13 protein-coding genes and 1 riboswitch are annotated in these 14,680 nt (G+C 40.3%); of the genes, 4 read left to right on the forward strand and 9 right to left on the reverse strand.

The features are described from left to right. Positions 1-103: 103 nt before the first annotated feature. Complete coding sequence (locus MKX82_RS20790) at positions 104-982, forward strand: LysR family transcriptional regulator (RefSeq protein ID WP_233318187.1); 879 nt, start codon at positions 104-106, stop codon at positions 980-982. Positions 983-1,187: 205 nt separating this feature from the next. Here MKX82_RS20790 and MKX82_RS20795 read toward each other — a convergent pair whose 3' ends face one another. From MKX82_RS20795 to MKX82_RS20810, 4 genes are read right to left on the reverse strand one after another with little or no spacing between them, the layout of a single operon-like run. Next, complete coding sequence (locus MKX82_RS20795; protein WP_341079819.1) at positions 1,188-2,387, reverse strand: M20 family metallopeptidase; 1,200 nt, start codon at positions 2,385-2,387, stop codon at positions 1,188-1,190. 11 nt (positions 2,388-2,398) lie between these two features. After that, complete coding sequence (locus MKX82_RS20800; RefSeq protein ID WP_341079821.1) at positions 2,399-3,256, reverse strand: MetQ/NlpA family ABC transporter substrate-binding protein; 858 nt, start codon at positions 3,254-3,256, stop codon at positions 2,399-2,401. A gap of 25 nt (positions 3,257-3,281) precedes the next feature. Then, positions 3,282-3,944 carry a methionine ABC transporter permease gene (locus tag MKX82_RS20805; RefSeq protein ID WP_237943309.1) on the reverse strand — a complete coding sequence of 221 codons (663 nt, stop codon included), beginning with the start codon at positions 3,942-3,944 and terminating at the stop codon, positions 3,282-3,284. Next, positions 3,941-4,960: a methionine ABC transporter ATP-binding protein gene (locus MKX82_RS20810; RefSeq protein ID WP_233318194.1), complete on the reverse strand. Its 1,020-nt coding sequence runs from the start codon at positions 4,958-4,960 to the stop codon at positions 3,941-3,943. The genes MKX82_RS20805 and MKX82_RS20810 overlap by 4 nt, the downstream gene beginning before the upstream one ends. 93 nt (positions 4,961-5,053) lie before the next feature. Beyond that, a riboswitch (SAM riboswitch) is annotated at positions 5,054-5,164 on the reverse strand. Positions 5,165-5,496: 332 nt separating this feature from the next. Between MKX82_RS20810 and MKX82_RS20815 the strand changes: the two genes are divergently transcribed. After that, complete coding sequence (locus MKX82_RS20815; protein WP_233318195.1) at positions 5,497-5,688, forward strand: hypothetical protein; 192 nt, start codon at positions 5,497-5,499, stop codon at positions 5,686-5,688. A gap of 56 nt (positions 5,689-5,744) precedes the next feature. On the opposite strand, the gene MKX82_RS20820 is transcribed toward MKX82_RS20815, so the two are convergent. From MKX82_RS20820 to MKX82_RS20835, 4 genes are all read right to left on the reverse strand, one after another. Then, a complete protein-coding gene (locus MKX82_RS20820) occupies positions 5,745-7,172 on the reverse strand; it encodes a sugar porter family MFS transporter (RefSeq protein ID WP_341079829.1) in 1,428 nt (475 codons plus the stop codon). 149 nt (positions 7,173-7,321) lie between these two features. Further along, positions 7,322-8,527: a Gfo/Idh/MocA family protein gene (locus MKX82_RS20825; protein WP_341079831.1), complete on the reverse strand. Its 1,206-nt coding sequence runs from the start codon at positions 8,525-8,527 to the stop codon at positions 7,322-7,324. Between the two features lie 50 nt (positions 8,528-8,577). Then, positions 8,578-9,519, reverse strand: coding sequence for a sugar phosphate isomerase/epimerase family protein (locus tag MKX82_RS20830; protein WP_233318200.1), 942 nt, complete (start codon positions 9,517-9,519; stop codon positions 8,578-8,580). A gap of 200 nt (positions 9,520-9,719) precedes the next feature. Continuing rightward, positions 9,720-10,625 (reverse strand): AraC family transcriptional regulator, encoded by a 906-nt coding sequence (locus tag MKX82_RS20835; RefSeq protein ID WP_233318203.1) that lies wholly within the window; start codon positions 10,623-10,625, stop codon positions 9,720-9,722. Between the two features lie 296 nt (positions 10,626-10,921). Between MKX82_RS20835 and MKX82_RS20840 the strand changes: the two genes are divergently transcribed. Both MKX82_RS20840 and MKX82_RS20845 read left to right on the forward strand, forming a co-directional pair. Continuing rightward, complete coding sequence (locus MKX82_RS20840; protein WP_341079833.1) at positions 10,922-12,157, forward strand: cytochrome P450; 1,236 nt, start codon at positions 10,922-10,924, stop codon at positions 12,155-12,157. Positions 12,158-12,304: 147 nt separating this feature from the next. Beyond that, on the forward strand, positions 12,305-13,285 hold the full coding sequence (locus MKX82_RS20845; protein WP_341079834.1) for an aldo/keto reductase: 981 nt from the start codon (positions 12,305-12,307) through the stop codon (positions 13,283-13,285). Positions 13,286-13,345: 60 nt separating this feature from the next. Here MKX82_RS20845 and MKX82_RS20850 read toward each other — a convergent pair whose 3' ends face one another. Continuing rightward, positions 13,346-14,563 (reverse strand): MFS transporter, encoded by a 1,218-nt coding sequence (locus MKX82_RS20850; protein WP_233318208.1) that lies wholly within the window; start codon positions 14,561-14,563, stop codon positions 13,346-13,348. Positions 14,564-14,680: the final 117 nt, after the last annotated feature.

The raw sequence follows: 14,680 nt of genomic DNA on the forward strand, positions 1-14,680 counted from the left end.
CTATACTTTTTCCTCTTCATGTTAACACCTGCTAATAATGATGTATAATTCATAATAATCATATTTTCGATGCATATATGTAATAAGAGAAGGAGTTGTAATAATGGAATGGCAACAATTTGAATACTTCCGAACCCTCGCCCAAATGGAGCATGTCACAAAAGCTGCTGAAGCACTCTCTATTACACAGCCGGCATTAAGTCGCTCCATCGCACGATTTGAAGAAGAAATAGGGGCACCGCTATTTGAACGGCAAGGCCGTTCCATCAAGCTTAACAAATACGGCAGGCTGTTCTTAAAGCACGTTGACTCCATGATGCTGGAGTTTGAACTCGGAAAAAGAGAGATACACGAATTACTTGAACCTGGCAGAGGAACTGTTTCCTTTGGCTTTCTGCACACATTAAGCACTAATTTAATTCCTGATTTAATCGCTGCTTTTCGCAGTGAGTTTCCTGCTATTAATATAGCTTTAAAGCAAAACCCTTCGCACTCCTTATTAGAAGATATGCAAAAAGGAGAACTAGATTTTTGTCTAATAAGTCCTGTTGAAATACACACTCCTATTGCATGGTCCAAGCTTTTTAGTGAGCAGCTATTCGTTTACGTACCAAAGGCACATAATCTTGCACAGTCTAACAGTATAAGATTAGTTCAGCTAATAAATGAACCATTCATCCTGCTAAAAAAGGGGTACGCTATGCGAATCTTGACAGAGGCAATGTTTAAGGAAGCGGGAATTCAACCATTAATAGCTTTTGAGGGAGATGAACCAGACACGATTGCCGGCTTAGTCGCAGCAGGACTGGGGATATCCATCCTTCCTGATATGAAAGACACCAGCCTGAATCACTTGGTGAAAATACCGATTGATCCTCCTGATTACGAACGAATTATTGCTTTAGCCTGGGTAGATGGGCGATATCTTTCCCCTGCTTCCATCCAATTTAAAAATTTTATTTTCGATTTCTTTTCAACATAATATTTATAAAATATACAAAAAGGGTGCTCCAAAATAGGAGCACCTAAAGAAATAATAATATGATGATGGATCCAAGCGCTATTGAAAGCTTCTTGAAACGAGAATGGACGATATCCTCAATATGATTATATGAATAATAGATTTTTAAGAAACGGCAAATGCCCAGAGCTTTTGTCTTTCCTAACAAGATTACATATTGATGTTATTAATTTTTCGCTTGTTTTGCTGTGTTAAAAGCTTTATTGGCTTGATGAAGCAGCACAGAGTCCTTCAGCAAACGATAACCTGTTGCAGCAAGTGCCTTTGCTCCTTTAGTAATGGCTTCATTGCCAATACTAGAACGAGCCGCTTCTCTGAATTCATTTGTGTGTGCAATCAAATCATCTGGCCCTATTTTAATATGTCCGTGAGCAGTCGGAACTTCATAACTGATGTTTCCAGCATCGGTTGAACCTTTGCCTGTTGATTTTTCCACAGAAACAACTTCGCCAACCGCTTCTAGCTCCGTTTTAAGAATATCATCTAATACAGAATTAATGACAAAATCCTTTACCTCATTTTGGAATCTTTCCACTTTTACAGTCGCACCTGTTGCTAATGCAGCGCCATCTGCAATGGCACGAACTTTCACGGCAACCTCTTCCGTTTTTTTCCACGATTCAGCGCGGATAAAGAAGCGTGCAGATGCATATTCAGGAATAATATTAGGAGCATCGCCGCCATGTGTAATAATTCCATGTATCCGCACATCAGAAGTTAGCTGCTGCCTTAATGCGTTAATGCCAGTGAATAACTGGATGACAGCATCAAGCGCATTAATGCCTTTTTCAGGTGAGCCTGCAGCATGTGCGGCTTTTCCGTAAAAATGAAAATCTAGAGGATCAACAGCAAGTGTTTCACTCGTCAAGGAAGTTTTCCCAGCAGGATGGAGCATTAAGGCAACATCGACATCCTTTAAATAGCCATGTTTCACAAAGCTGCCTTTAGCACTTCCATTTGGACCGCCTTCTTCTGCCGGTGTTCCGAGAACAAGGACACGGCCGCCTGTTTCTGACAGTGTTTCGGCAAGTGCAATTCCTGCGGCAACACTAGTTGTTCCAATAATGTTATGACCGCAAGCATGGCCAAGACCTGGTAGTGCATCATATTCTGCAAGGAAAGCAACTGTCGGACCAGACACCCCACTGTCCTTTACTGCGTAAAAGGAAGTTTCATGGCCAGCCACTCCTGTGTCTACTGCAAAACCCGCCTCTTCCAATAAATTTACTAAGGTTTTACTTGCAAAAAACTCTTGATTGCCGATTTCCGGTCTTGAATGAATCGCTTGACTGGTTTCTACATAAAGATCCTTATTGCTGTCAACAGAATGATTAATCACGTCTAAGCCATTGTACACTTTGCCCATTTTATCTCCTCCTACAATCCTTTAAATTGTTTCACTAAGTCTTCTTTCGGTGTGTCGACTACAATGGAGCCGCCGTTTGTATCTGCTTCGACCGCTTTTATCACGTCTTCTTCATGATAAATCTCGACTATGCGCTGGAATGTTTCATTATCAGCATCTTCTGCACGTGCTGCAAACACATTTACATATGGAAGAACACTTTCGTCATCCGCATTTTCTAAATAAATTGGATCCTTGACCGGATCGAATCCAGCCTGGCCAGCTACACCGTTATTAATTACAGATGCTGCCACATCTGGTAAGACACGTGGAGTCTGTTGTGCCACAACTGGGTAAATATCAAGGTCTTTCGGATTTTCCACAATTTTAGTTGGATCACCAAACAGTCCAAAGTCATCTGAAAGTTTGATTAATCCTGCAGATTCAAGCAGCTTTAATGCACGAGCCTGATTTGATGGATCATCAGGGATCGCAATCTTATCACCTTTTTTTAGTTCACTAACATCTTTAATTTTTTCAGAGTAAATTCCCATTGGAGCGATGACTGTAGCACCAATCGGTACTAAATCAGCATTATTTTCTTTTGCGAACTGGCTTAGGAAAGCAATATGCTGAAATGAGTTGATATCAATTTCCTTGTTAGCAAGCGCCTGGTTCGGAAGCGTATAATCTGAGAACTCAACTAGTTCTATTTCTATCCCTTCCTTTTCCGCCTTTTCTTTAACTAACGGCCATACCTCACCATCTGTGCCTGTTACCCCGATTTTTACTTTTACTGTTTTCGAATCTCCTGAAGCTGACTCATTTCCGCATGCTGCAAGTGCCCACACAGCAAGTAATACAACAACAAGTTTCACTAATTTTTTCATGTTCTTTTCCCCTCTTCTTTTTTATTTATCTGCGCATAATTTTTCTAGATAATGTATTTCCAATCCATTGTGCAACCTGAACGAGCAAAATCAGGATGATAACTGTTACCAGCATGACACTGCCATCAAATCTCTGATAGCCGTACGTCATGGCAACATATCCTAATCCCCCGCCGCCAACAGTTCCTGCCATAGCGGAAAAATCTATTAAACTGATGGTCACAAAGGTTAAACCGAGAATCAGCGGTCCTAACGCTTCTGGTATTAACACAGTGAAGATGATTTGCAGCGGGCTTGCACCCATTGCCTTCGCTGCCTCAATGACACCAGGATCAATGCTGATAAGATTGTTTTCAACTACCCTAGCTATACCGAATGCAGCGGCAATCGTCATCGGGAAAATTGCTGCCCATGTACCGATTGTTGTTCCTACTATTGTCCGAGTGAGCGGGCTTATTGCTACTAGGAAAATAATGAAAGGTATCGGTCTGATAATGTTAATGAGTATATTCAGCAACTGAAATACAAGCTTATTTTCAAGAATATTTCCTTTTCTTGTTACAAATAAAAGTAAACCTATCAAAATACCCAGAATTGAACCAAAAATCAAAGTCATAATGACCATTAGAATGGTTTCGCCTGTCGAATCTACAATTCGTGGCCAAAACGTCGTCCAATCGACCTTCATTCTATAATCACCTCCTCAATTGTGACAGTCTTCTCTAATTCGGAAACGACTGTATGTATAGCTGTTGCTTCCCCTTCGAAGGAAACTAGTAAATTGCCGAAAAACTTCTCTTGCAGTTCTTGAACAGAGCCATAAACAATATTGACATCCACATTGTTCTTACGTGATATTTGTGAAAGCAATGGTGTATTCGCTAGTTCTCCTTTGAAAATAACTCGATAAAGATTATTTCCGCCACTCTGTTTCCATTGCTGAAGCAGCGAATCAGACGGACGATCTTGTTGAACGGATTGGATAAACCGTTTTGTTGTCGGATGCTGTGGATTTGTAAACGTATCAAACACATTGCCAGTTTCGATGACCTCACCGTTTTCCATAACAGCAACCTTGTCACAAATAGTTTGGATGACATTCATCTCATGTGTTATAAGTAAAATGGTGATTCCAAACTCTTTATTTACCTTTTTTAAAAGCCGTAGAATGTCTGCCGTCGTGTCAGGATCCAATGCCGAAGTAGCTTCATCACAGATTAAGATATCCGGCGAATTAGCAAGTGCCCTCGCAATGCCGACCCGCTGCTTCTGTCCACCTGAAAGCTGTTCCGGATAGTCATTCGCTTTATCTGTCAGCCCAACGAATCTTAACAGCTCATCGACTCTTTCCTTTATTTCCGCCTTTGGCTTGCCTGCCAACTTTAAAGGATAAGCAATGTTACCAGCTACTGTTCTAGAGGTAAACAAGTTAAAGTTTTGAAAAATCATGCCGATTCGTCTTCTTAGTTTGCGTATTTCTTTTGCACTGAAGCTTGATAAATCTTCCCCTTGAATTTTAATTGATCCATTAGACGGGCTTTCCAACTGATTTACAAGTCTCAGCAATGTGCTTTTGCCTGCACCGCTAAAACCAATGATTCCGAAAATTTCTCCTTTCTGAATAGTTAAGGAAACATCTTTAACTGCTTCCACTTTCCTTTTGCCTAATACAAATGTTTTCGCCACTTGACTGAATTCAATCAATCTATTCACTCTCCTTTGCATCAATCAACAACAAAAAGCCCTCTTTTTTCCTATATCCAGAAGAAAAAAGAGGGCTTTAATTATAAATCCTCATTCTCATCTTTCAAATGTGTTGTCACACATTTGCAGGAGTTAGCACGGTGTTTATTAAACCCGTTGCCGAAACGTCATAGGGCCTGATCCCTCGGTTTCTCTGGATAAGAAGTGGTATATTCGGTTTTTGTTAGTTAAGATGTGTTTTACTATATTGCTAATTTTAAATAATGTCAACCGGATTTTTATAAAAAGTTAGAGTGAACAGGCAAAACATATGTTGAGTTCTCTCCTAAATATCATTCAATAAATTTGTAAATCATCTATATTTAGCAGGTATCTTCGTCTATTAGACAGTTGTCAGAACTCCCTTGTTACCAAGGTGAAAAAGTTTTCAAAAATATTTTTTTGGGTATATAATTAGCAGCCGAGTCTTAAAAAATACCTCATACTGAAGTCTCTTTATTTGAATTAGTAAGGAGGCATTTGTGGGAGGTGATTTTTTGAGAAAGGCAGTTGGAATACAAAATCTAATTGCTTACCTGCAATCGGTGAGCTATCCCCTTTCTGAGGAAGATGTCAACGGATTAATCAAGGCCAGAACCATTCCCCATCAACGGCTTATAGGGGATACGATGCTATTTAATCTGGACCATATTGATGCTTGGATCAAACAACAAGAAGCAGACAATTAAACTATTTTTCTATATGTAATTGTGAAGAATCCCTGCTTTAGCAGGGATTCTTTATATTAACTAAATTCCTTGCTTTTAAAATTATCTTCAATTTCCTCCAAGGAAAGTCCCCTTGTCTCAGGCACAGCTTTAGCTACAAAAATCACACCTATAATGGCAAACAAGGCAAATAAGAAGAAGGTCGCAGAAAGTCCAATACCTGCAAGCAGTACAGGAAAGAACAATCCTACTAGAAAATTACAAAGCCATAAGAACAGCACTGCCAGCCCCATCCCTATTCCACGGAGCCGCATTGGGAAAATTTCCGCAAGGATAAGCCATACTAATGGGGCAATTGCACCTTGGAAAAACGCTAAATATAAGACTGTCATTGATAAAACGATGTATGGGAGCATTGCTGAACCCTCCAGGAAGTGTGCAGAAGTTCCAATGGAAATGAGAGCAACAGTAACGCCTATTAAGCCCGTAAGCAGCATGGGTCTTCTATTCACTTTGTTCAACAGCGACATGCCAACGATAACCGCAATCACAGCGATCAAGCCATTTGCGACATTGGCGATTAAAGCTGTTTTAGTGCCAAACCCAGCATTTTCAAGAATTTGGGTTCCGTAATACATGATAGAGTTGATGCCGACTAGCTGGGAAACTGATCCAAGCACAATTCCTATCCATACAATTCTTCGAATCCATGGAGTTCCTAAATCACGAAAACCCAGCTTTTTGTGCTTCTGTTCAGCAGAAAGATTTGCTTTTATCTCCTTCATTTCCTGCTCGGCAATGCTTTCTGTCCGAATTCTGTTAAGGATTTTTAGCGCTTCTGCCCATCTGCCCCTTGAAGCCAGCCACCTAGGACTTTCAGGCAGGATGAGCACACCAATCCACAAGGCAACTGCCGGTAATGTCGCAATAACTAGCATATATCGCCATACATGCCCTGTATCTCCAAATATATTTCCAATTAGAGCATTAAATATATATGCTAAAAATTGACCTGTAACGATCATTAATTCATTTTGGGTAACGAGCATTCCGCGTCTGTCAGAGGGAGCCATCTCAGCCAAGTAAGAGGGAATTACAACAGAAGACCCGCCGACTGCTAGCCCGAGCAGAAAACGGAAACCAACCATAACAGCTGTGTTTGGTGCGATAACACAGCCAGCTGCAGAAAAGAAAAACAGCACAGCAAGATATAAGATAACCCTGCGACGGCCCTTCGTATCTGCCAGGCGGCCACCAAAAATGGACCCAAAGGCTGCTCCTAATACTAATGAGCTTGCTACAAGCCCTTCTGTAAAAGGAGATAAATTTAATTGATCCTTGTCTGCCATAAAGGGGAGTGCCCCGTTTATGACCCCTGTATCATATCCAAATAAAAGTCCTCCAAATGTAGACACAATTGTTATGCGCTTCAGAAATTTTTTCGGATCTTTTTGCTTGGGAGGCTTTGCTTGAACGATTTGTTCAGACATCTCTATATTTGTCATACTGATTACTCCTTTATACAATATTGGAATTACGGTTGAGAGGTTTATCTCCAAACTATATAAAGCGCTTACATTTATAACCTGCTGCTGTTGATAGGGATTGTTGGGAAGCAGTCTGATTAACTGCTCCCCCCTGCCTAAGAACCCAATTAATGTGTGGACGAAAGCTTTTGTTGATTTTCATATTCTACCCAAACGGCACCGTTATCTGCAGAACGAACACAATTTTCAATCCAGCGAATGCCTGCAATACCAGCATCAATATCCGGATACACTAGACTATTTAATATTTCTTCATCATTGCGGTTTTTCGCATCTATGGCAATTGCGAACTTCAAGTAAATATTTGCCCAGGATTCTGATAAGCCTTCCTGATGGAGTGCACCTAATCTCTCATCAGCATTGCAAGCGTCATCCAAGTAAGGCATTGCCCGAATTAAAGTCTGAATAGGTTCTCCTTGAACTTCATATCTCAATTCATTTGGTTTGCTGTCCCACCATTCTAAGCTTGCCTTCGTCCCTACTATCCGGATTCTGTGACCATCCATACAGCCGGCATTAATGGAGGATGTCCACAGCCTGCCAACTGCTCCGTTTTCGTACTGCATGAGTACAAAAGCATTATCCTCAAGTGGAGCACGGCTTTCAATAAAGCTTTGACGATCACAAAGCAGCCTTTTTATTTTCATGTCGGGCATAATCAACTGGGACATATAATACGTATGTGTGGATAAATCTCCTAAAACGAAGCTTGGTCCTGCTACCTTAGGATCAATACGCCATTTTTGAGCAGCACTCGTTTTATCTGATTTATCATTTGAATTAAAACCATGTGTATACTGCAAATCAACAACTCGAATATCACCGATTTTTCCTTGTTCAATCATTGCTCGCATCTGCAGCAGCATTTGATTTCCAGAGAAGCCATATGTCACCCCGACAATTTTGCCAGTTTTCTCTGCAAGTCTCTTAATCTCTTCACCCTCTGCTGATGAAAAAAACAACGGCTTTTCACAAATAACATGCAACCCTGCTTCGAGCGCAGCACGGCATATTTCATAATGTGTTCCATTTGGGGTGGCAATGGAAACAGCCTCAATTCCATCCTCTCGCATGGCTTCCTCTTCAAACATAGTTTTATAATCAGGATAGCAGCGATTTCCCGCCACCCCTAAATTTATGCCGAACTCCTTCCCTCTTGCTGGCTCAATATCAAAGGCGCCAGCAACCAATTCAAATGCCGTATTGTCCCTCAATGCACCTATTCTATGCTTATAACCAACCTGTCCAAGTCGGCCTCCTCCTACCATTGCCCAACGTATCGGTCTTGCTATTTTTTTCTCCCCATTTAACATTTTTAACCACTCCTTTATTTTGAATATTCAGATATATATTGGTATGATTATTAAAAACTCAGCGTTTGCTGCAGAGCATCAATTGATGTTTTTATTCCAGCCTCTACGGACATCGTCAAATCTTCCATTTCTAAAGAAACTTCATCGTCATATCCCATCATCTTCACAACAGAGAAAAACTCTTTCCACCACTGCAAGTCTTGCCCGCAGCCGACAGCTACATAATTCCAAGCCCGATTGGCTACATCTGTTATTTCCTTTGTTTCCAAAATGCCATTAACAGCAGATAGATGTCTTTCGATTCGCACATCTTTGCCGTGAACATGATGTATCGCCACTCCTAGTTCTCGGGCAGCTAGAATCGGGTCTGCACCCATCCAGATAAGATGGCTAGGATCAAGATTTAAACCAACAATTGGACCAACTTCATTGCGGAGTTTAAATAATGTTTCAGGATTATAGACTAATTGTGAGCTGAAATTTTCAAGTGCAATTTTTTCAACACCACATGATTCTGCTTTTTTCACAAGTTCCTTCCAATAAGGAATCGCAACTTCATTCCACTGGTAATCTAGTATTTCTTTTAATACCGGCGGCCAGCTGACTGTATAGGTAATCCAATTAGGAACTTTATCTTCCGGACCTCCAGCAGGCAGGCCGCTCATCATAATGACCTTTTTAACTCCTAATAGCTCTGCCAATTCCATCGTTTTATCGGTGATTTCTCGATGCTGCTTTCCTAATTCGCCTGGATCCAAAGGGTTGCCAGAACAATTCAAGGCACATAGTTTTATATTGCGTTTCTCAAGATTATTCAAGAAGTGGTTTCTTTTTTGCTCACTTTCCAATAGTTCATTAAGATTTAAATGTGGTGCAGGAGACCAGCCCCCTGTCGTCATTTCAATAGTATCAATTCCAAGCTCAGCTACTTCATCAAGCATTGCCTCAAAGGATAAATGTGCCATACTGTCCGTTACATAAGATAATTTCATTGAATGCCTTCCTCCCTTTTTAAATTCATCCAAATTGAATACGTTTTCACTATTGTTCGCATTCATACATTAACACTGTGTTTACGTATGTAATTATAGTAAAGATTTAATGAATAGTATTTAAATTTTGAAGACATGTTTTTATACTTTTAAGACATCTTTCCACTCAGAAAAAATAATGACCTCCCTTTTCATGGAGGTCAAGTATCAGAATATGTTGTTGTATGTATATTGATAAACATTGATCTAAACCGCCCTGGTGAGGTTTGCATCATCGAGGTGAAAACTCTCGTAAAATATTGGACATTCATAAATCCTGTCTCTTCAGCAATTTCCTTTAATGATAAATTTGTCTTTTTTAACAGCATGCTCGCTTTCTTAATCCTTTCATCTTGCACATACTTCGAGAAGCTCATACCTAATTCAGAAACAAAAACCCTAGACAAGTGTCTTCCAGATATATGCAGATGCCTTGCTACTTCTGTCAGCTTTAAGCAATTAGATAAATTATCATGAATATACAGGCGTGCCTGTGTAAGAAGATCAGAATGCTGATCTGGCTCTTCTTTCTGACTGCTTTTATTCAAATCAGGAACAAAATCCTGAAGAATCGAAATGATAAGCGAACCGGCAATAGTAACTAGCATCTCTTCAAAGAATTCATGCTTATGCTTTGTAGCCTGAATAAGCAGAGATTTCCACAAATAGCCGGTCTCTGTATCACTATTATGTAAAAGCACCGGTGCGCATTTTTTAGCTGAATTCATTATATTAACCCAGCTTTCTGTCGACTCTGATTCCATTAGTTCAAAGGCTACATACAAGAGTGATAGTCCTTGCTCGCTTTTTATTTGATGTGGCACTTCTGGTCTTGATAAAAAGATGGTGTTACCTTGGAGCGGATAACTGCACTGTTCATCGATATAAAAGCCTTCTCCCTCGACAACAAAGCATACTTCGAAAAAAGAATGCTTATGCAGCTGATTATCATAATGCTTAGGCATAACTCCCCAATAATGAACATGAAAAGCAGCTCCACCCTGGTTTATACGATGAACATAATCATTTAGAGAAATTTTTCCGGATATATACTTATTTAAATCCACTAAATCACTCCTAAAAATAACCAAGTTAGTTTTTTCTAACATCTTTTCCTGATTATAAAAGAACACGCTTACAATAACAAGTTTGCTAGTTTAAGATTTCAGGATTTTTTACCTATTTTTGTTAATTTTCATCGTAATCGCTACTTTTTACTACTCAAATTAGAGTATAGTAGAAATAGGCGCACATGCTTTTCTCGCACAACAACGTGAATGACATGCTGTTAGCAGTTACAGATGCTAAACGGACATGATTATATAAAAACATTTGATCTATTTAAAGGAGGAGAAACTGCAAAATGATAAAAGAAGTAATCCCCATTAAAGAAATCACCAATTTCCAATCACGTACAGACGAATTTTTTCCGATTGCCTGGTACCAAAAAATGCTAAAGGAACATCCTATTTTTTTTCATAAGGAAACCAATACATGGAATGTGTTTCAATATGAGCATGTCAAAGAAGTGTTAAGCAACCATGAGTATTTTTCCAGCGCCGGTACTAGAACAACGATTTTTGTTGGAGCCAAGAACGAAAGTAATTCCGATAAACCATCACCAATAAACATCACCAATCTTGATCCTCCGCAGCATAGAAAAAGCAGGTCGCTGTTAGCCTCTGCTTTTACTCCTCGGAGCTTAAAAGAATGGGAACCTAGAATCAGGCAGATTGCCGCAGAACTGGTTGATGATATAAAAGCGAACGATGTTGTTAATATTGTTGAAGCTCTAGCTGCCCCTTTCCCTAGTCTTGTTATCGCTGATTTATTTGGTGTGCCAGTTAACAATCGTCATCAGTTCAAAAAATGGGTGGATATTCTCTTCCAGCCGTACGACAGACAGCGGCTAGCGGATATTGAACTCGAGAAGCAACAGGCTGCCAAGGAATACTTTCAATTCCTCTATCCGATTGTTGTTCAAAAACGGACAAATTTGACAAATGATATTATCTCCGACCTCATCCGTGCCGAAGTGGATGGAGACAGGTTTACTGATGAAGAAATTGTCCAAGCTACAATGGTGCTGTTAGGTGCAGGCGTTGAAACTACGAGTCATGCCATTGCTAATACCTTCTATTCATTGCTGTATGATGATGAAGCCTTATACGAAGAGCTGCGGAGCAATCTCGAGCTCGTCCCAAATGCAGTCGAGGAAATGCTCCGTTATCGGTTTCACTTGTCAAGAAGAGACAGGACTGTTAAACAGAATAACAATCTATTAGGTGTAGAGCTGAAAAAAGGGGATGTCGTGATTGCCTGGATGAGTGCATGCAATATGGATGAAAATATGTTCGAAAATCCCTTCACGCTAAATATTCACCGGTCAAACAACAAAAAACACCTTACCTTTGGCAATGGACCTCATTTCTGTTTAGGAGCACCGCTTGCCCGCCTGGAAATGAGAATTGTGCTAGAGACTTTTTTGCTTAAGTTTTCCCGCATAGAACCGGTTGAAGGCTTTGACTTAGAAGCAAACTTAACCGCTTCTGCAACAGGTCAATCTTTGACTAATTTGCATATGCGAATTTTAGAATAATGAAAACATGAACAGCAGAAACATTTCTGCTGTTCATTTAGTTTTATGAGAGGATTAGGCAAACACTTGATAGTATTGGGCTAAAGACCTCACCTGCTTTATGCGATAATAATCCTATATCACATAAAGACAGGGAGGAAGAAGCAAATGGAGTATGTAAAGCTTGGTAATACAGGATTAGATGTATCTAGATTATGTCTTGGATGTATGGGGTTTGGTGATGCCAGCAAGTGGCTGCATCAATGGGTCTTAAATGAGGAGAACTCCCGCCCTGTTATTAAGAAGGCCCTTGATTTAGGAATTAATTTTTTTGATACAGCCAATGTATATTCACTTGGTTCCAGTGAAGAAATTCTTGGGCGCGCTTTAAAGGATTATGCTAATCGTGATGAGGTTGTTATCGCGACGAAAGTACACGGTCAAATGCACCAAGGACCTAATGGTTCTGGGTTATCTCGAAAAGCAATTATGAGTGAATTGGATAAAAGTCTGCAAAGATTAGAAACAGATTATGTGGATCTGTATATCATTCATCGTTGGGATTATCATACCCCTATTAAAGAAACGATGGAAGCTTTGCATGATGTTGTAAAGGCAGGAAAAGCAAGATATATTGGCGCGTCTGCCATGTTTGCCTGGCAGTTCCAAAAAGCATTGCATACAGCGGAAAAACATGGCTGGACTAAATTTGTGTCCATGCAAAACCATCTAAATCTTATTTACCGTGAAGAAGAACGAGAAATGCTGCCACTATGCAAGGAAGAAAAAATAGCGATTACTCCATACAGCCCGCTCGCCTCTGGAAGATTAACCCGTGACTTGTCTGTTACAACACATCGCTCAGAGACAGACCAGATTCAGAAGTCTAAATACGATGCTACATCGAGTGCAGACCGCTTAGTTATTGAGCGTGTCGCATCGTTGGCAGAAAAATATAGTGTTCCCCGCACTCACATTGCACTTGCATGGATATTGCAAAAAGAACAAGTGGCAGCACCTATTATCGGTGCTACAAAGCTGTCCCATCTTGAGGATGCTGCTGGTGCCTTGAATGTTAAACTAACACCTGAAGACATCACCTTCCTTGAAGAGCCTTACGTTCCGCATGCAATAGTCGGCCACAGCTGATTTCTTCTCTGAAAAAATAAACAAGCCATTCTCTAATGCGGAGAATGGCTTGTTTCCATTTTAAACTGTTTTTGCTAAAGGTTTAAGTTTACTTTCACTTCCTGCTCTTTTATGCAAGCTAAGCATCGCAATGAAGGAAATGCAGTAAAGCAGGGCCAAATATCCCATTGCCGCTGTTACGTTGGCATGCTGTAGGATATAACCTACTAGTATTGGAGATAATCCCCCTAAAGCTCTTCCGAAATTAAAAATTGTGTTTGTTGCTGTACTGCGTATTTCTACTGGATAATACTTGCTGATTAATGCGCCGTACCCTGCAAACATTCCATTCGAGAAGAAGCCAACAATCGCGCCGCCTACTAATAGACCGATACTGCCTGATGCAAAGGAGTAAAGAAATACCGCAATTGCCGAAGCGAATAAGAAGATTCCGTATGAGAGCTTCATGCCAAGACGATCAATAAATTGTCCAAATGTCAGCATCCCAGCAATCATTCCAGCTGCTGTGCTGATTGTCCAAAGGGCAGAGCTTGAAACAGAAAGTCCTTGAGATTGCTGCAGCATGGATGGCAGCCATATCATCAGACCGTTATATCCGGCAATTTGCACAGTTGCCATCACAGCTAATGCAATGGTTGTTGCAGTAATTCTAGGGCTAGCAAATAATTGCTTTAGTTTCCCTTCCTTTTTCACAGCTTGCTTTTTCTGTTGTGAAGCCAGCCATTCTGGTGATTCATCCAGCTTTTTGCGAACAATAAAGGCAAAGATTACTGGTGCCAAACCAACGAAGAACAACCCTCTCCATCCCCATGCAGGAAGAATCATCGCACTAAGCAAGGCTGCTAAAATAACACCGTACTGGGCACCTACACTTACATAAGAAGAAGCGCGCCCTTGTTTATTCTTTGGCCAAGCTTCCGCCACAAGTGCCATGCCAATACCATATTCTCCGCCTGCACCAAGACCTGCAATAAACCTAAAGATATATACTTGTTCAATATTCTGCGCCAGACCTGTTAATGCTGTCCCGATTGCAAATAGAAGAATAGTGTACGTAAAGACCCTGACTCTCCCGAATTTATCAGCCAATATGCCGAAGATAACTCCTCCAGCAAGCATACCTATGTTAGTAATTGAGGAAATTAGTCCGCCTGCAGCCATATCAATATGAAAATCTGCGATAATCATTGACATTGCAAAGGAAATAAACATAATATCCATGCCCTCTAATGTCAATCCGGCTACTGATGCGACTACTGTTTTTTTGCGATAATCCAATTTTGTCGTTCTCCTTTCAAGCCTCACAGGACTTAATTAAAGTATAGTTATAAAAAATACCCTTTCATCCAAAGGACAAAAGGGTAGTCATAGACATCATGAAAGAATATGTATGAG

This window comes from Niallia sp. FSL R7-0271, from assembly GCF_038005785.1.
Lineage (GTDB): Bacteria > Bacillota > Bacilli > Bacillales > Cytobacillaceae > Niallia.

What these genes read in the sequence shown, in the direction of transcription:
- MKX82_RS20840 (WP_341079833.1), top strand. Translation starts at nt 10,922, where the DNA reads ATGATAAAAGAAGTAATCCCCATTAAAGAAATCACCAATTTCCAATCA.
- MKX82_RS20825 (WP_341079831.1), bottom strand. Translation starts at nt 8,527, where the DNA reads ATGTTAAATGGGGAGAAAAAAATAGCAAGACCGATACGTTGGGCAATG.
- MKX82_RS20795 (WP_341079819.1), bottom strand. Translation starts at nt 2,387, where the DNA reads ATGGGCAAAGTGTACAATGGCTTAGACGTGATTAATCATTCTGTTGAC.
- MKX82_RS20790 (WP_233318187.1), top strand. Translation starts at nt 104, where the DNA reads ATGGAATGGCAACAATTTGAATACTTCCGAACCCTCGCCCAAATGGAG.
- MKX82_RS20805 (WP_237943309.1), bottom strand. Translation starts at nt 3,944, where the DNA reads ATGAAGGTCGATTGGACGACGTTTTGGCCACGAATTGTAGATTCGACA.
- MKX82_RS20830 (WP_233318200.1), bottom strand. Translation starts at nt 9,519, where the DNA reads ATGAAATTATCTTATGTAACGGACAGTATGGCACATTTATCCTTTGAG.
- MKX82_RS20800 (WP_341079821.1), bottom strand. Translation starts at nt 3,256, where the DNA reads ATGAAAAAATTAGTGAAACTTGTTGTTGTATTACTTGCTGTGTGGGCA.
- MKX82_RS20845 (WP_341079834.1), top strand. Translation starts at nt 12,305, where the DNA reads ATGGAGTATGTAAAGCTTGGTAATACAGGATTAGATGTATCTAGATTA.
- MKX82_RS20820 (WP_341079829.1), bottom strand. Translation starts at nt 7,172, where the DNA reads ATGACAAATATAGAGATGTCTGAACAAATCGTTCAAGCAAAGCCTCCC.